Annotated in this window: 16 protein-coding genes and 1 pseudogene; 9 read left to right on the top strand and 8 right to left on the bottom strand. The window is 62.7% G+C overall.

Features of this window, described 5'->3' with window-relative positions; all coding sequences use genetic code 11:
* Positions 1-12: 12 nt before the first annotated feature.
* Positions 13-258: a DUF3253 domain-containing protein gene (locus tag AC1Q6C_RS08660; protein WP_050654941.1), complete on the bottom strand. Its 246-nt coding sequence runs from the start codon at positions 256-258 to the stop codon at positions 13-15.
* 108 nt (positions 259-366) lie between these two features.
* On the opposite strand from AC1Q6C_RS08660, the pseudogene AC1Q6C_RS08655 reads away from it, so the two are divergent.
* Positions 367-992: pseudogene (locus AC1Q6C_RS08655) on the top strand (class I SAM-dependent methyltransferase).
* Positions 993-1,120: 128 nt separating this feature from the next.
* Positions 1,121-1,585 (top strand): hypothetical protein, encoded by a 465-nt coding sequence (locus AC1Q6C_RS08650; RefSeq protein WP_042922950.1) that lies wholly within the window; start codon positions 1,121-1,123, stop codon positions 1,583-1,585.
* 21 nt (positions 1,586-1,606) lie between these two features.
* Here AC1Q6C_RS08650 and AC1Q6C_RS08645 read toward each other — a convergent pair whose 3' ends face one another.
* The 3 genes from AC1Q6C_RS08645 to AC1Q6C_RS08635 form a co-directional block, all read right to left on the bottom strand.
* Positions 1,607-2,044: an SRPBCC family protein gene (locus AC1Q6C_RS08645; RefSeq protein WP_046379623.1), complete on the bottom strand. Its 438-nt coding sequence runs from the start codon at positions 2,042-2,044 to the stop codon at positions 1,607-1,609.
* Between the two features lie 96 nt (positions 2,045-2,140).
* Complete coding sequence (locus AC1Q6C_RS08640; protein ID WP_054831539.1) at positions 2,141-2,827, bottom strand: hypothetical protein; 687 nt, start codon at positions 2,825-2,827, stop codon at positions 2,141-2,143.
* On the bottom strand, positions 2,824-3,744 hold the full coding sequence (locus tag AC1Q6C_RS08635) for a LysR family transcriptional regulator (RefSeq protein ID WP_492666529.1): 921 nt from the start codon (positions 3,742-3,744) through the stop codon (positions 2,824-2,826). The genes AC1Q6C_RS08640 and AC1Q6C_RS08635 overlap by 4 nt, the downstream gene beginning before the upstream one ends.
* Before the next feature lie 95 nt (positions 3,745-3,839).
* Here AC1Q6C_RS08635 and AC1Q6C_RS08630 point away from each other — a divergent pair, with 95 nt between their 5' ends.
* The 3 genes from AC1Q6C_RS08630 to AC1Q6C_RS08620 are packed head-to-tail and all read left to right on the top strand — an operon-like array spanning position 3,840 to position 6,817.
* The gene (locus AC1Q6C_RS08630) at positions 3,840-5,042 is read left to right on the top strand and encodes a YbfB/YjiJ family MFS transporter (RefSeq protein ID WP_287483277.1); all 1,203 of its coding nucleotides are present in this window, start codon (positions 3,840-3,842) and stop codon (positions 5,040-5,042) included.
* A gap of 45 nt (positions 5,043-5,087) precedes the next feature.
* Positions 5,088-6,116 (top strand): NAD(P)H-dependent flavin oxidoreductase, encoded by a 1,029-nt coding sequence (locus tag AC1Q6C_RS08625; protein WP_054188334.1) that lies wholly within the window; start codon positions 5,088-5,090, stop codon positions 6,114-6,116.
* Complete coding sequence (locus tag AC1Q6C_RS08620; RefSeq protein WP_492666528.1) at positions 6,113-6,817, top strand: hypothetical protein; 705 nt, start codon at positions 6,113-6,115, stop codon at positions 6,815-6,817. The genes AC1Q6C_RS08625 and AC1Q6C_RS08620 overlap by 4 nt, the downstream gene beginning before the upstream one ends.
* Before the next feature lie 55 nt (positions 6,818-6,872).
* Here the strand turns inward: AC1Q6C_RS08620 and AC1Q6C_RS08615 are convergent, their stop codons facing one another.
* Both AC1Q6C_RS08615 and AC1Q6C_RS08610 read right to left on the bottom strand, forming a co-directional pair.
* Entirely contained in the window at positions 6,873-8,708 is a 1,836-nt protein-coding gene (locus AC1Q6C_RS08615) for an acyl-CoA dehydrogenase (RefSeq protein ID WP_447000927.1), read from the bottom strand.
* Between the two features lie 397 nt (positions 8,709-9,105).
* On the bottom strand, positions 9,106-10,128 hold the full coding sequence (locus tag AC1Q6C_RS08610; RefSeq protein ID WP_030537173.1) for a zinc-dependent alcohol dehydrogenase family protein: 1,023 nt from the start codon (positions 10,126-10,128) through the stop codon (positions 9,106-9,108).
* Positions 10,129-10,262: 134 nt separating this feature from the next.
* Here AC1Q6C_RS08610 and AC1Q6C_RS08605 point away from each other — a divergent pair, with 134 nt between their 5' ends.
* Positions 10,263-11,159, top strand: a complete 897-nt coding sequence (locus AC1Q6C_RS08605; protein WP_029256657.1) for a helix-turn-helix transcriptional regulator — start codon at positions 10,263-10,265, stop codon at positions 11,157-11,159.
* 27 nt (positions 11,160-11,186) lie between these two features.
* Here AC1Q6C_RS08605 and AC1Q6C_RS08600 read toward each other — a convergent pair whose 3' ends face one another.
* Complete coding sequence (locus AC1Q6C_RS08600) at positions 11,187-12,395, bottom strand: MFS transporter (RefSeq protein WP_064443531.1); 1,209 nt, start codon at positions 12,393-12,395, stop codon at positions 11,187-11,189.
* Between the two features lie 178 nt (positions 12,396-12,573).
* Between AC1Q6C_RS08600 and AC1Q6C_RS08595 the strand changes: the two genes are divergently transcribed.
* Together AC1Q6C_RS08595 and AC1Q6C_RS08590 are read left to right on the top strand one after the other, a co-directional pair.
* A complete protein-coding gene (locus AC1Q6C_RS08595; RefSeq protein ID WP_492666527.1) occupies positions 12,574-13,659 on the top strand; it encodes a PQQ-dependent sugar dehydrogenase in 1,086 nt (361 codons plus the stop codon).
* 109 nt (positions 13,660-13,768) lie between these two features.
* Complete coding sequence (locus AC1Q6C_RS08590) at positions 13,769-14,173, top strand: DUF4259 domain-containing protein (protein WP_492666526.1); 405 nt, start codon at positions 13,769-13,771, stop codon at positions 14,171-14,173.
* 25 nt (positions 14,174-14,198) lie between these two features.
* Here the strand turns inward: AC1Q6C_RS08590 and AC1Q6C_RS08585 are convergent, their stop codons facing one another.
* Positions 14,199-14,882: an SDR family oxidoreductase gene (locus tag AC1Q6C_RS08585; RefSeq protein ID WP_007735616.1), complete on the bottom strand. Its 684-nt coding sequence runs from the start codon at positions 14,880-14,882 to the stop codon at positions 14,199-14,201.
* A gap of 77 nt (positions 14,883-14,959) precedes the next feature.
* Here AC1Q6C_RS08585 and AC1Q6C_RS08580 point away from each other — a divergent pair, with 77 nt between their 5' ends.
* Positions 14,960-15,568 (top strand): TetR/AcrR family transcriptional regulator, encoded by a 609-nt coding sequence (locus AC1Q6C_RS08580; RefSeq protein WP_211097547.1) that lies wholly within the window; start codon positions 14,960-14,962, stop codon positions 15,566-15,568.
* Positions 15,569-15,572: the final 4 nt, after the last annotated feature.

The following is a 15,572-nucleotide window of genomic DNA, read 5'->3' as shown; positions in this document are numbered from 1 at the left end:
TCACGCGGTTGATCAACGAGCCCACCGAATCCTGATCGGACCTCGTACGGATTCCGGGTCGACGACTTCGCCGCCCTGGGTGATCTGCACTTCGCCGTCGGCCACCATGTGGCGGGCAGCCTCTCGGACGGATTCCATCAGCGGACGCCAATTGTCGGGTGCCGCTGCGCGGGCCACGTCGGAGGGGCAGATGCTCGACTCGGCCGATCGGGCACTGAGTAGTTCGCGGATCTTCGCCGCCAGTTCTTTCTCTTCCACCGTATGACCTCAGTTTCCGGTCGTGACCGTAGGCCTTCAACAGAGTATGAACCTTCGGTTCGGCGAGTTGCGGCGAAGGAATGGTGCACATCGATAATTATTGACGGCGTGGAGAATTCGAGTGCAACGCGCCGCGACGTAGTCCGAAAGTCGTATTCGGCCAGATCCCAGGAGTACACGGACCTCTTCGGCTCGATGGATTCGACGCACGTATCTGATCGGGCACTGGTGACCAGCTGGGCCGCCACTTTGACCGGCCCCGTACTCGACGCCGGGTGCGGGCCGGGGCAGTGGACAGACTTCCTGGCCAGAGCGGGCTGGCTGTGAGCGGGATCGATCTAGTGCCCGAGTTCGTCGAACGAGCCCGCACCCGATACCCCGATCTCTCGTTCGAGGTCGGGGGCTTCGAGGCATTGGACGCGAAAACGAATTCACTGGGCGGCGTGCTGTCCTGGTACTCGCTCATTCACCATCACCCGCAAGATATCGAGGCACCGCTCGCTGAATTCGCGCGCGTGATCCGCCCAGGTGGTGGGTTGCTGGTGGGCTTCTTCGAAGGCACAACGGTAGAGCCTTTTGATCATGCCGCGACGACTGGTTATCGATGGCCGGTGACCGAACTTGCCGAGGTGCTGGTCACAGCGGGCTTCGACGTGATCGAGACCCATACCCGGACGGGGAGCGGCTACAGGCCGCACGGCGCAATCACTGCCAACCGGCGCGGCGTCGAATAGCGGATCGAGACAGCGGATCGAGACAGGGCGAGCAATTCTCTTTCATTCATTTCGTGTGAGTGGTGTGCTGGATGAGTCACTCCCCGGCTTTTTCAGCACCGGATCATCCACAGTTGAAAGAAGGCGCCATGACCACGATTCATCTTCACAAGACGACCACTGCGACGCCCGAACAGGTCCTTGCCGGCCTGACCGACTTCGGTCCGGGCCGTGAGGAAATCTTCGGCCGCAGTGCGGACAGCTACCTGAAAGTGCACAAACAAGGACCCCACGATGCTGATGTCACCGAGGGCTCCAGTGGTATCTGGGAGCGTCTGCACTACGACTGGACCGACCCGCACCGCGTCGTGATGACAACCACCGACTCCAACCTGTGGGGCGGGGCGTCGAGCCATACCTACACGCTGACCCGGCAGCCGACGGGCCTGACCGATGTCGATGCCGTCGTGGTCCGGGACGGCAAGAACCTCAAGGGAAAGCTCCTGGCGTCGGTACTCGGACTCGTCGGCACCCAAGTGCTGGGAAAGTCGTTCACGAAGTCCATCGACGCCATCGAAGCTCGCAACGGTGGCGCGAGCGGCGGCAACCCATAGTGACAGGAACCTGACGGACGGTCAGAGCGCTTCGAGGGCTTCCGTCATCTTCTTCACCGTCTCCGGTGCCACTTTGGCTTCGAATCCCGCCTTCAGGAGAGGCGACGCAATCTTGGCGGCACCGTTGAACTCGACGTTCGCGTGATATTCGATCTCGGTCGAGTTCGGACTCACTGAAGTCAAGGTGATGTCGTCGGTACTGGTGGCAGTCTTGTTCTTTCCTTCGAGAACAACGTGATTCAGCTCGTCGGTCACCAGCGTGTACGTCAGTTCCGTGGTGACGCCGAACAGCTTCGACACGTTGTGCCATTGGGTTCCGACGCCGACAGGACCGTCGGAGATCTGCGTGCAACTCTCGGTGCCCGGATCCCACGTCGGCGCATTGGCGAAGTCGCGGAGAAACGCCGCAGCCTTCTCGATCGGTACCTCGGCGGTGAATTTGCGGGTGACGTCAACCATGCGGTGGGCCTTTCGGTTCATTTTTCGGCGGTAGTGCCGAGGCGAGACTTCGTTCCGACGCCCGGGCTACCCAAACTCGACGAACGGTAACCGCCTTCAGAAGACTGCGCGGTCCAGTGGACGTGGAAGCGGATCGAGTGCGCCGGTCTCGCGCAGGCGCTCGTACGCCCGAACGACCCCATCGACGGCCCCGATCTGTAGCAACACGCCGCCCGGTAACGCGGCAACGCCTACGGCCAGGTCATCCGGGATCGCGTCAGCGCGAGCGGACGAGAGGTAGCCGACGCGGCCGATCACGGGATCTCCGACGCGATAGTCGGACTCGTCTTCGAGAGCGTCGAGGATGTTGTCGTCGGTGACGTCCCCGAAGTCCGGTTCCCACACCGCGGCGAGCATCCGAAGTAGTTCTGTCTCAGGAACTTCGGCGGCGTCCGGCGCGCTGACGGCAATAATCATCGACTGAAGGACGATTTCAGGTTCGCCGCCCGCCAACCCGGATAGCTCGAACCCCCATTCGGGCCCTCCACTGGATGCGAGCCTCAATCCGATTCCCAGACGATCCGACCAGTCTTCGGCGGCCTGCGCGTTCTCGAGGACCTGCGCCAACTGGTCGACGGTCACGGCAGTAGCAGGTCCAGCGGAATGGATCTGTTGCCACGACCCGCCGACCACCTCGGGCAACAGGAATTCGACTTGCTCCAACGTCCGACGCCACCGGGAGGCCACGGCCGGCACCGATTCCGGCCGTCGTCCCCAGAAAACTCGAATAGCGCGCCGTGTCATCGAGTCCTCCGGTAAGGATCGTCCATGGGTAGCCATATCCCGTCTTCGTGGATTCCGAGATCAGTGGCACCGCCGGTGAGAGCGTCGACGGCCGCGAGAACGGCAGGGCGCGTTTCGTTCTCACGACACAGGAGTGACCACGTCCAGATTGCCGCCGGGTCGATCATCGGGCGTGCCGTGAGATCGCTCGGCAGCGTGATGGTCTGCCCTTTGGGCGAGTTGACGACCGGACGGCCGACGGCACGGACGTGATCGAAGAATGCCGGACCGGTGATACCACCGTCGTTGATGCGCAGGATCTGTGCGCCGGTATCGCGAGCGAATTCTTCGGCGTAGACGTTCCACGAATACCAGGAGGTGGTGTCGTCGTCGACGAGTACGACGACGTCGCGTGCCCGCACCGGTGTGGTGTCCTCTCCGGTGGAGACGGCGTAGAGCCGATCCGCACCGAGCAGTCTGGCGTTCAAACCGTTTTGGGCGACATCGTATTTACGTACCCAGGCGATCGCCAGATCGAGGCTGCCGTCTGCCACCCGCGCGGCCTGTGCGTGTGATGGCACCACCCAGGCGTCGACGTGCAGTTGCGCGACCCCTGAAGTGCGCGCGATCAGATCCGTGGGGAGCCAATTGACGTAGCCGATCCGGACGGGCTCCGCTCCGGACAGACGCTCCGCGCGGCGCCGCAGATTCTCGGCATTCTCGAGTAGCGCACGGACATCGGGGAGCAGCGCCGCGCCGGCTGGCGTCAGAGCGACGGAACGGCGGTCGCGGACGAACAGCTTGACGCCGAGATCGCGCTCGAGTGCCATGATCTGCTGCGACAATGACGGCCCGGCTATCAGTAGTCGTGCCGCGGCTCGGCCGAAGTGCAGTTCCTCGGCGACGACCTCGAAGTATCTCAGCTGACGCAGCTCCACGATCCTTCATGCTACGTGCGGTGGGAGGTTGCGCCTATCAGTCAGGAGCAAAGCGGTCGTGGCGGTCCGGCGCGGCCGGGGCACACGATAAGACCATGACCACAATCCAAAACGGCGTCTCCTCGCGAGCGCACGCTGTCCAAGCTGCCGCTGCGCTGGCGGCGAGCATGGGAATCGGTCGATTCGTCTACACACCGATTCTGCCGTTGATGCACACGCAGGCCGGTCTGTCGGCCTCGCTCGGCGCCACCCTGGCGACGGCCAACTACGTCGGGTACCTCATCGGCGCGCTCGCGGGAATCCTCATTCCCGGCGCGGTGCGCTCGGCAGCGGTGATGCGCACGTCGTTGGTGGTCCTCATCGCGACTTTGGCGCTCATGCCCACTACCCACGACGGATCCATCTGGTTCGCCCTGCGGCTCATCGCAGGCATTGCCAGTGCCCTCGTCTTCATGATCGCCGTCAGCGCTTTGCACGCGCACCTTCGGGGGCAGTCCCAATTCCTGGCCGGATGGGGATTCGGCGGAGTTGGGCTGGGTATCGCCCTGTCCGGGGTCCTCGTGTTCGTCGTCCGCTTCATCGGTTCCTGGGGTACTGCCTGGCTGGCATCTGCGGCCCTTGCAGTGGTGTGTGCGGTCGCAGCCTGGGGATTGACGCCGGAACCGCGTCCGGTCATCACACCGGACGCGCCGGGAACTCCCAGTTCCCAACGCGGGTTCACTGCCTTGTTCATCAGTTATTTCCTGGAAGGCATCGGCTACATCATCGCGGGCACGTTCCTTGTTGCCGCAATCGATCTCGCCGCTCCAGAATGGGTCGGCAGCGGCGCTTGGATAGTGGTCGGTCTGGCCGCATTTCCCTCGTGCGCCCTGTGGGCTTGGCTCAGCCTGCGTTGGTCGAGGCCGACTCTGCTTCTCGTTGCCCTGTTGATTCAGGCGGTGGGCATAGCGCTTCCTGCTGTGATCGGAGGCGTCGGCCCCGCACTGATTTCAGCTTTCCTGTTCGGTGTCACCTTCCTTGGTATCGGGTCAATTGTGTTGGCAATCGGCGCGCACCTGCAGTTCACACGCGCCGTGGCGTTGCTGACCGCTGGATACAGCGTCGGTCAGATTCTCGGCCCACTCGTTGTCACTCCGTTGCTGCGAGACGGGTATCGCGACGCTCTGCTGTTGGGTGCGGCCGTCGTCCTGGGCGCGGCAGTGGCCGCCGCGGTTTTGCGGTTCCGATTCCCTTCCGATCTCGATGCGGACCCTCGGACGGCCACCTCGACTGAGGAGGTAGTTTTTGATGTCAGATGACGAAACCGCCGGAGCACTACCCGACGTAGGACTGGAGATGTTCGAATGAGCGCACTCACAACCGATCTCGACCTGAAGGTCCCTGTCATCGCAGCCCCCATGGCCGGCGGCGCTTCCACACCGGCACTTGTTGCTGCTGCCTCTCGCGCAGGCGGTCTCGGCTTCCTCGCCGCCGGGTACAAGACGCCTCAGGCTCTGTCCGACCAGATCGACGCCGTGCGCGCCGAGGGAGTGTCCTTCGGTGTCAACGTCTTTGCGCCCAACCCGGTGCCTGTCGATGTCGATGCCTACCGTGCCTATGCCAGGGCGATCCAGGTCGAGGCGGATCGCTACGGCATCACACTGGCTGACGGTGAGCCGGTCGAAGACGACGACTACTTCGAGGACAAGATCGATCTGCTCCTGGCCAGCCCGGTTCCGGTGGTCAGCTTCACCTTCGGCTTTCCCGCACCCGGCGTCATCAAGGCGCTGCGCGCTGCCGGTTCACTTGTCGTCCTCACAGTGACTTCGGAGGCAGAGGCGCTCCTTGCCGTCGACGCCGGTGCCGATCTGCTTGTCGTGCAATCGTCGGCTGCCGGCGGCCACTCCGGAACGCTCACTCCCCTGCAGGTTCCGGCAGAAACACCGATCACCGAACTGATCGCACAAATCCGTCATCGCACCTCGGTTCCGCTATTGGCGGCCGGTGGACTGGCGACCTCCGCCGACGTCGCTGCAGCCTTACGTGCCGGAGCGGACGCGGCAGTGGTCGGTACCGTACTGCTGCGCACCGAGGAGAGTGGTGCCTCGGCTCCGCACAAGGCGGCTCTGGCCGACACGTCACGCGGGAACACGGTCGTCACAAGAGCTTTCACGGGACGTCCTGCACGAGCACTTCGGAACGAGTTCATCGATCGCTACGACGCACAAGCGCCCATCGGGTACCCGGCCATCCATCACCTGACCAACCCGATGCGCAAAGCCGCTGTTGCGCAGGCAGATCCCGAGCGCATGCACCTATGGGCCGGCACCGGCTATCGCCACGCGACGGAGGAACCAGCCGGGGTAGTGCTTTCGCGATTGGCTAACCTGTGACGGCGCGGACACCGGAAGCCGCATTGCCCGAGGTAGTGACATACGACGGGTTGCCCGGGTCCGCCGGTGGTGCACACTCGCTTCGAGTCAAGCGTCCCGATGTTGCATTTCAGCGGCTGCAGACATTCCTGGAATCCTGCACCGAACCAGTGTCGTTGCCGTCGTGGACGTTCGAGATCTACCAGAGGGGGCCATCCGAGCCGACCGCGCAGTTGTCATCGTTCGCTACCGAGCTCTTCGGTGGGCCCCGCTACAAAGCGCAAACCCATACCGAATGGAACGTCCCACCTGGTTCTGTCAACGAAGCGCTCGATGCCCTCGTTGGTTGCGATGCGGTCACAACCCACGGACGTTCTGTGGCGGCGCTGACCTGCAGCGCGCCCGTACGCCTGATCGACCCCAACACCCGCGCGCCGTACCCCGACATCACCCCCGACGCGTTCGGCCGTTTTGCCGTGGATGGATACGGCCGGACTCTGGGTGACTCAGGCATACGCGCAACCCTTGGCAACGCGGCATCCTCACTGTCCCTGTGGCTCAACCTGCCTGCAGACGAACGGTTGTCGTCCGGTGCTCGTCACCTACAAGACCATCTCCCGTTCCGGTTGTCCGCGAAACACTGGCGTCTCTGGCGGCCGAACCGGAGCGCAGACTCTTATCGTTCCAACAAGATTCCGTCGCCGGTTCACGACCGCGTTTGAATCACGCAGCAAGCATTCCGAGTTGCGCACCACCCATACCGCGCGTGGCACGTTGTCAGAATGCGTCTTCCTCGAGTTCCATGATCTCGTTGTCGAGGGAACCCAGGATTTCTTTGGTCGACGCCAGGACGGGCAGGATGTTCTTGGCGAAGTATGACGCGATGACCACCTTGCCCCGATAGAACGACCGGTCCTTTGCCGACGCGTCACGGTCCAAGGCTGCCAACGCGACTTCCGCTTGCACCAACAGGCGCCATCCGATGAGCAGGTCGCCTACCGCGTACAGAAAGCGCACCGAGCCGAGGCCTATCTTGTACAACTCGGAGGGTTGGTCCTGGGAAGCCATCAGATACCCGGTGAGCGTCCCGGCCATCTCCTGCACGTCGGTCAAGGCGATCTCGAGTAGGACTCGCTCGGCCTTGAGTCGACCGTTCCCGGCCTCACTGTCGATGAACTCTCGTATGCGACCGGCTACGTGAGCGAGTGCAACGCCGCGGTCGCGTGCGATCTTCCGAAAGAAGAAGTCCTGCGCCTGGATTGCCGTGGTGCCCTCGTACAGGGTGTCGATCTTGGCATCGCGGATGTACTGCTCGATGGGGTAGTCCTGAAGATAACCGGAGCCGCCCAGGGTCTGCAGGCTCTCGGTGAGCAGTTCGTAGGCCTTTTCGGAACCGACGCCCTTGACGATCGGCAGCAGCAGATCGTTGACCCGCGCCGCCAGTTCGGCATCCGCCCCCGAAACCAACTCGGCGACATCGGCATTCTGGTGTGCAGCGGTGTAGAGGTAGACCGCTCGGAGGCCTTCGGCGTAGGCCTTCTGCATCGCCAGGCTGCGTCGGACGTCGGGGTGGTGCGTAATGGCCACGCGGGGCGCGGTTTTGTTTGTCAGCTCGGTAAGGTCTGCACCTTGAATTCGTTCTTTCGCATACTCGAGGGCGTTGAGATAGCCGGTGGACAGTGTTCCGGTAGCCTTGGTGCCCACCATCATTCGAGCGTTCTCGATGACCTGGAACATCTGGGCGATACCGTTGTGGACGTCACCCACGAGCCAGCCGACGGCAGGAACGTCCGTCGCTCCGAAGGTGAGCTCGCAAGTTGGGGAAGACTTGAGGCCCATCTTGTGCTCGACGCCGGTGACGTAGACACCGTTGCGCTCTCCCAGTTCAAGTGTGTCCGAGTTGAAGTGGGACTTCGGAACGTAGAACAGGCTCAAACCTTTGGTTCCTGGACCGGCGCCCTCGGGCCGGGCAAGCACCAAGTGGAAGAGGTTCTCGGCCGTGTCTCCGACGTCGCCGCCGGAGATGAACCGCTTGACGCCCTCGATGTGCCAGGTACCGTCGTCCTGCGCGATTGCCTTTGTTCGGCCTGCGCCTACATCGGATCCGGCGTCTGGTTCGGTGAGCACCATCGTTCCGGCCCATCCGCGCTCGAATCCTTCTTTGGCCCAGTGTTTTTGCTGTTCGTTTCCGATGGTGTAGAGCACGCTCGCCATCAGTGGACCCATGTTGAAAAAGCTTGCGGATCCGTTTGCCGCGACCAACATTTCGCCGATCGCCCAGACCAACGGTGCAGGAGCAGGAACACCACCCATGCCTTCTGGTAGGCCGAGTCGCGACCAACCGGCCTCGTTCACCGCCTCGACCGTCTTGCGCAGAGGTTCCGGGACCACAACTGCGTGATTGGGTGCGTCGAATTCGACAGGGTTCCGATCCGCGTCGGCGAAGGACGCGGCGACCGGGCCTTCTGCCAGTCTCGCTACTTCCGCAAGAATGTTGCGCACAGTGTCGGTGTCGAGGTCCCCGTAAGCGCCGGCATCCAACAGTTCGCCGATCCCGAGCACCTCGAACAGATTGAACTCGATATCACGCACGTTGCTTTTGTAGTGACCCATTGTTCTCCGACCTTGGTTCGTCAGCAATACGGTTCGTCAGCAGATACGGCTCGTCAGCAGTACACAAGAAAGCCTGCCCCACAAGGAATTCAGTACGCAACCGTAGGTAGAGACGAGTTTCGTTGCTGCAAAGTAGCGCCGAGTCGCTCTCATTGAAACATTCACTCGTACAATCGGTTTCCGCCGGTGGGGGTGCATATCAGTCGCGTAGCATCCTCTGGGATCGAAGCGACTGCGCACCAATAGAAGTACCCGTCCTCACCTTCGGCGTCATACGCATTCGCTGTGATCAGTGAACATGCTGCTCGGTAAACCAAGAGCGCCTCTCGTTGGTAGCCGAGACGTTTCTCGATCGGCGTGTAGAGCCCAGTTCTGTCTCGTGAGCCTTTGGTATCGGTCAGAGGGTGAGTAGCACTTTGGTGGCGCGCCGCTCGTCCATCGCCCGGTAGCCTGCGGCGGCGTCCTCTAACGGGAGAGTGAGGTCGAAGACGATGCCTGGGTCGATCTGGTCGGTCATGATGAGCTCGATCAGTTCGGGTAGGAATCGCCTGACCGGCGCGGGACCGCCGAGCAGGCTCACCGTCGCGAAGAACAGGTTCATGCCGTCGAGTTCGACGCCGTGGGATACCCCGACGTAGCCGACATGTCCGCCGGGGCGGGTAGCTCCGATAGCCTGCATCATCGATTCTTGGGTACCTACGGCTTCGACGGTCGAGTGGGCGCCGTAGCCGCCGGTGAGTTCCTTGATCTTCGCGATGCCCGCGTCGCCCCGCTCTTCGACGATGTCGGTGGCGCCGAATTGTGTGGCGAGTGCCTGCCGGTCGGCGTGACGTGACATGGCAATGATCCGCTCGGCGCCGAGTTGTCTGGCAGCGAGGATCGCCAAAAGTCCGACTGCGCCGTCGCCGACGACGGCGACCGTTTTGCCAGGTCCGGCTTCCGCAGCTACGGCGGCGAACCAACCGGTGCCGAGTACGTCGGAGGCTGCAAGGAGGCTGCGGGCCTGCCGCTCGGTCGGCTCTCCGTGGACAGGGACGAGGGTGCCGTCCGCGAGCGGGATGCGAGCGTATTCGGATTGGGTGCCGACCGAGCCCATCATGACCTGGTGTATACAGCGAGACTGAAAGCCGGCCTCGCAGATTTCGCAGGTGTTGTCCGACGCGACGAACGAGCCCACGACGAAGTCCCCAACTTCGATGTCGTTGACGTCGGGGCCGACCTGTTCGACGACGCCCACGTATTCGTGTCCCATCGGCGTCGGGCCATTCAGCTCTTCGATGCCGCGGTACGGCCAGAGGTCGGAACCGCAGACGCAGGTGGCTGTAACGCGAATGATCGCGTCGGTCGGTTCGACGATCACCGGCGCTTCGATCTCTTCGACCCGGACGTCGCCGGGGGCATGCATGACGACAGCGCGCATGACGTGGCTCCTCACCATCGGTTTTCTCGTGTCACTTCAACCTGATCACGATTCGGCGGCGTGCGGGAGTCCCGCGCGATAGTGGTACTGCGAGGGACTCCCTCGCTACCGGTCACTGACTTAGGCTCGATGGCATGGACGATCGAGCGCAAGTACGCGAATTCCTGACCTCGCGGCGCGCCCGAGTCACGCCCGAACAAGTTGGACTTCCGGCCGGATCGAACCGCCGCGTGGACGGTCTACGTCGAAGTGAAGTGGCAACCCTCGCCGGCGTGAGCGTCGAGTACTACACGAGGCTCGAGCGCGGAGCGATCAGCGGCGCATCGCCGGGTGTACTCGACAGTATCGCGAAGGCCTTACGACTCGACGACGCCGAGCGCGCCCACCTTTTTGATCTCGCGCACGCGGCAAGCCCGGTAGCCAGGCCCCCGCGTCGGCGAAATGCGAAGGGCTGGAAGCCCCATCAGAGCCTGCAGTGGGCGCTTGATGCAGTCACCGCGGGACCCGCTTTCGTGCGGAACGGTCGCATGGATCTTCTTGCTGTCAACCCACTCGCGCGTGCGTTTTACAAGGACCTGTACGACATGCCGGGGCAGCCCCCGAACATCGCGCGCTTCACGTTCCTCGACGAAAGGGCTTTCGAGTTTTATCCGGACTGGAACGCGTTTGCCGAGGTGACCGTCTCGATTCTGCGAACCGAGGCTGGGCGAGATCCTCACAACAAGGAATTGCACGATCTGATCGGTGAACTCAGCACTCGGAGTGAGGAATTCCGGCGTCGGTGGGGCGCGCACGACGTCCGCCATCACGGCACCGGATTCAAGACTTTTCACCACTCCGCCGTGGGGGAGCTGACGCTTGCCTTCGAAGGTTTGGAGATGGCCGCCGAGCCGGGGTTGACGCTCACGATCTACACCGCAGAGCCGGGATCGCCGTCCGCGGAACGGATGCAGCTACTCGCCTCGTTGGCAGCCAGTGAGAATGCGGACTCTGCTCCTCACGTGTCGGAGCGGTCGCTGACGGACGGCTGACGAACTGCGCGACGGTTGATCGGGTCGTCAGTTGACGACTTCGACGGTGGTGCGCTTCGTGCGTTCCTTGCGCAACAGGATCATCAGCGGCAGAAAGTAGAGAGCGGCAACGCCGGTGCCTACCAACACCGGCCCAGTGGCACCGAGACTCGAGGCGAACGCAAACCCGGCGATCCAGGAGCCGACCGCCGTGCCCAGATTGAACGACGAGGTGCTGAGAGCAGAAGCCATCGTCGGCGCCTGATCGGCATAACGCACAGCCATCCCGATCAGGATGGGATTGGTCGACATGCCGAACAGTCCCAGCATGACTACGAGAATCACCGTCACGATCACGTTGTGCGAGAAGAGGCAGAGCGCCCCGAGTACGAGAAACGTCATCGCTGCCGAGACGAACAAGACCCCGTACTGATGCTTCGCACCGAGTCGACCGCCGAGATTGGAGCCGACGAACGCACCGAGTCCGTAGCCGACAAGCACTAGCGGCACTGCCGACGCAGCAAGTCCCGTGTTCTCGGTCAACAGCGGAGAGATGAAGCTGTACGCCGCCAGCGACGACCCGCACACGACGGCGCAACCGGACAGAACGAGCCAGATGCGTCCGTCCCGTAGGCTCGCGATCTCCGCTCGCCAGGACGGCACCGCACCGGAGTCGGTGTCGGCGGGTACCAATCGGTGGACGACGGCCGCGGCAACGAGTGCGAGGGCGGCGAGGGCCCAGAAAGGACCACGCCACCCGATGCTCTGACCGGCCAGAGCGCCGAGCGGAACACCGATGACGTTCGCGAGCATGCCTCCACCCAAGACGATGCCGAGCGCGCGCGAGGAAGACGCCGGGCCGGCCGCTTTTGCTCCGACCACTGCAGCGACTGCCCAGAATGCGCCCGTCGCCACGGCTGTGAGGAAGCGGGCGCCGAGAATGAGTCCGAAGTTGGACGAGAGCGCAACGATGACGTGTCCGATCGCGAAAACAACCAGCGCCGAGCTCAAGGTCACGCGTCGAGGAACCCTGAGTGTCAAGATCGCCATCGCCGGCGTGCCGACAATCATTCCGATCGCGAAGACGGTGATCATCAGGCCGACGTTCGCGATCGACGTACCGAGGTCACCCGCGATCTCGGGAAGAATGCCGGCGACGACGAATTCGGTTGTACCCATCAAGAAAACTCCGACGGCCAGCACGTAGATCACGAGCGGCAGGCGGCCGGTTTCTTCGACGGTCGGGGCGGAAATCATGAGGTGGTCAGTTCTCTTTCTGTTGACGACGCGCATGTCGTGGCGCACCCGTCCAGGGCATCACGCCCGTCGCCTGCGAGGGAGTCCCGGTCGTTGGGGGTACTCGAAGGGACTCCCGGTGTGACCGATTGCGCGCTACCGTCGGCGCAAAGACTGCCTGAACCCGGGAGGCGCGCCCATGACACGACGACAGATCCGGGGGCTCGGCGCCGCCGTGCTTGTCTCGGCCTTGATGACTGCTTGCAGTACCGAGGACGCTGAGGGGCCCGGTCCACAGGCAAGCACGACAACACGATCGGCGCCCGCCGCGGCCTTCGGTGAACCCGAGACCGTCGCCGACGGCTTGGACGCGCCCTGGTCGATCGCATTCCACGGCGATACACCACTAGTCAGTGAGCGCGACAGCGCGCGAATCCTCGAACTCGACGCCGGCGGAAACAGCCGCGAGGTGGGAGTGGTCGACGGCGTCAGCCCAAGAGGTGAGGGCGGTTTACTAGGGATCGCAGTACGTGAAAACCGCCTGTACGCGTACTTCACCGCGAACGGGGAGAACCGGATCGAACGCTTCGACATCATCGGTGCTCCGGGGGAATTCGCGCTCGGGCCGGCCGAGACGATGCTCGACGGGCTCGCTTCGGCCAACTACCACAACGGTGGTCGCATCGCGTTCGGCCCGGACGGGATGCTGTACGTGACCGTCGGTGATGCCGGTAGTCGAGACAGAGCTCAGGACCTCGACTCGATGTCCGGGAAAATTCTGCGCATGACTCCGGATGGTGATGTGCCGCAAGATAATCCGTTTCCGAACTCGTTTGTCTACAGCTACGGCCACCGCAACTCCCAGGGCATTGCCTGGACCGAGGACGGCACGATGTACGCCAGCGAGTTCGGGCAGGACACCTGGGACGAACTCAACCGGATCGAAGCCGGTGGCAACTACGGGTGGCCCGAGGTCGAAGGGATTACGGGTGAAGACGGATTCATCGACCCGCTCCAACAATGGTCACCGGATGATGCCAGCCCCAGCGGAATCGCCATCCACGACGGCTCGATCTACATTGCCAACCTTCGTGGTGAGCGACTCCGCATTGTGCCGTTGGCTGACCCCGCGACCGCCGATGAGCAGTTCGTCGACGTATACGGGCGCCTCCGTGACGTTGTAGTCGCACCGGACGGGTCGCTGTGGATACTGACGAACAACACCGACGGTCGTGGCGACCCCAACCCCGGTGATGACCGCATCCTTCGCGTGCCGTTGCGCTGATGTCGATTTCCGGCGAACGCAGTACTTCCAGCCCGAGGGTCCTGGCCGAAGCCTGTGATTCACTAATATCTTTACGACAGATGCGCCGGGTACGGATCGGAGAGACAGCATGGGGACTTGGGGTTCAGGACCTTTCGACAACGACGTAGCGGGCGACCTGCTCAGCGCAGTACAGGCGGGTGACTACGACATCGACGATTACGCTAGCCACCCCGATGGCGGTTATCTCGATGCCGATGATGCTCAAACAGCAATCGCCGTCGCCGAGATTCTTGCGGTTGCGCACGGCGTTGCGCCGAAGCCTGTGCAGCTGGATGGAATTGGCGCCGCCGGGTACGTCAGCACCTTGAGCCCGGAGCAGAAGAGTTGGGTCCTCGCCGCACTCGAGCGTGCAGTTTCCGACAGCGACACTTCGGAGTTGTACGAGTTGTGGGAAGAGAACGGTCCGGAAGACCTCGCAGCTTGGCGGGCACCGATCCTGAGCAGATTGGCCAGCCTCAAAACGGTGGGGTAAGCGTCACTAGTCTGCAGTCCCTTGCTTACTCGGAGTTCGACGAGGACAGACTCCCCTTGACGTACCGGGTGGTGTCGTCAGCGAGGATCTCGGCGAGCCCGCTTTCGATACCGTCCAGTGCTTGCGCGGCGACATCGGCAGGATCGATCTTCTGTTCGGCGGGTACGCCAGCGGCCATGTCGGTATCCATGTATGCGACATGCAGTGCCGATACGGAGATTTTGCGCGGCGCAAGTTCTTCTCGAACGGCGTCGGTCATCGCCCAGGCCGCTGCTTTCGACGACGCGTAAGACCCGAGCGCGGCTGGATGGAACCAGGACAGCACCGACAGAACATTGAGTATTGTTCCGCCGTCGTTGTTTTCGATGACAGGAGCAAACGCCCGGGTCACGGCGAGCGGGCCGTAGAAGTTGACGTCCATCTCTCGTCGAATGTCATCGATGTCGCCCCCGATCAAGGGCGCCGAGGTAGAGATACCTGCGTTGTTGACCAGCAAGGTCACATCCGATGCGATTTGCGCGGCGGCGGTTATCGATTCGGCGTCCGTCACGTCCAACCTCAGGGGGATGACGCCGGGTAGATCGACAGTTTCCGGATTGCGCGCAGCCGCGTACACCTTTGCGCCGCGCTCGACGAGTCCCGCAGCCAGATGGCGTCCGAGCCCGCGATTGGCTCCTGTGACGACCGCAACCGTCTTGTTCAGGTCCATGATTCTCCCAGTGTTGTGATTGCTCGTGACGTTTAGATTATGAATCAAATCTAAGTGTCGGCTAGGATAGATGTCAAGTGAAATCCAAACTGGAAGGCGTTGTGATGGGCCGCGTATCGCAGCAACAAGCGGAAGAGAACCGTCGGCGCGTCGTGGAAACCGCAGCCCGACTGTTCCGAGAGAAGGGCACTCACCTCAGCGTCGCCGACCTGATGAAGGCGTCGGGGCTGACCCACGGTGGCTTCTACAAGCAGTTCGCGTCCAAGGACGCTCTCATCGACGAAGCGACCACCCACGCCTTCAAGGAACTGGCTCAGCTGCATTCTGCGGAACTCGAAGAGCATGCAGGGCAACGTGACTCCGCCCGAAAAGCTTTGATCGATACCTATCTCTCGGTGGCGCATCGCGACAACCCGGCAGACGGATGCCCCGCTGCTGCGCTCGCCGCCGACATGGCGCGCGAGCCTGCAGACAGCGAGGCCCGTCGGGTTTACACGGAGGGAGTGGGGGATTTTGCCGCAGCTCTTGCCGACGACGAAGCTGTCGGTCTCCTCCGGCTCTCCACCATGCTCGGTGCACTGGTTCTTTCGCGAGCTACCAAGGGTTCCCCGCTCTCCGAGGAAATTCTCGATTCCGCGCGCGTCGAACTGATCAGAGGGCTTCGAGAGCCGCTGTCATCTTCTTGACGGT

The organism is Rhodococcus sp. MT28, assembly GCF_058792695.1.
The sequence above is the reverse complement of the archived record's forward strand: the minus strand, read 5'-3'. Positions and strand labels throughout refer to the sequence as shown.

Bases quoted from the DNA above. Each gene is read 5' to 3' on its own strand.
- AC1Q6C_RS08640 (WP_054831539.1), bottom strand. From the start codon at position 2,827: ATGACACGGCGCGCTATTCGAGTTTTCTGGGGACGACGGCCGGAATCG.
- AC1Q6C_RS08615 (WP_447000927.1), bottom strand. From the start codon at position 8,708: ATGGGTCACTACAAAAGCAACGTGCGTGATATCGAGTTCAATCTGTTC.
- AC1Q6C_RS08595 (WP_492666527.1), top strand. From the start codon at position 12,574: ATGACACGACGACAGATCCGGGGGCTCGGCGCCGCCGTGCTTGTCTCG.
- AC1Q6C_RS08610 (WP_030537173.1), bottom strand. From the start codon at position 10,128: ATGCGCGCTGTCGTCATGCATGCCCCCGGCGACGTCCGGGTCGAAGAG.
- AC1Q6C_RS08585 (WP_007735616.1), bottom strand. From the start codon at position 14,882: ATGGACCTGAACAAGACGGTTGCGGTCGTCACAGGAGCCAATCGCGGG.
- AC1Q6C_RS08625 (WP_054188334.1), top strand. From the start codon at position 5,088: ATGAGCGCACTCACAACCGATCTCGACCTGAAGGTCCCTGTCATCGCA.
- AC1Q6C_RS08600 (WP_064443531.1), bottom strand. From the start codon at position 12,395: ATGATTTCCGCCCCGACCGTCGAAGAAACCGGCCGCCTGCCGCTCGTG.
- AC1Q6C_RS08645 (WP_046379623.1), bottom strand. From the start codon at position 2,044: ATGGTTGACGTCACCCGCAAATTCACCGCCGAGGTACCGATCGAGAAG.
- AC1Q6C_RS08590 (WP_492666526.1), top strand. From the start codon at position 13,769: ATGGGGACTTGGGGTTCAGGACCTTTCGACAACGACGTAGCGGGCGAC.
- AC1Q6C_RS08605 (WP_029256657.1), top strand. From the start codon at position 10,263: ATGGACGATCGAGCGCAAGTACGCGAATTCCTGACCTCGCGGCGCGCC.
- AC1Q6C_RS08630 (WP_287483277.1), top strand. From the start codon at position 3,840: ATGACCACAATCCAAAACGGCGTCTCCTCGCGAGCGCACGCTGTCCAA.
- AC1Q6C_RS08650 (WP_042922950.1), top strand. From the start codon at position 1,121: ATGACCACGATTCATCTTCACAAGACGACCACTGCGACGCCCGAACAG.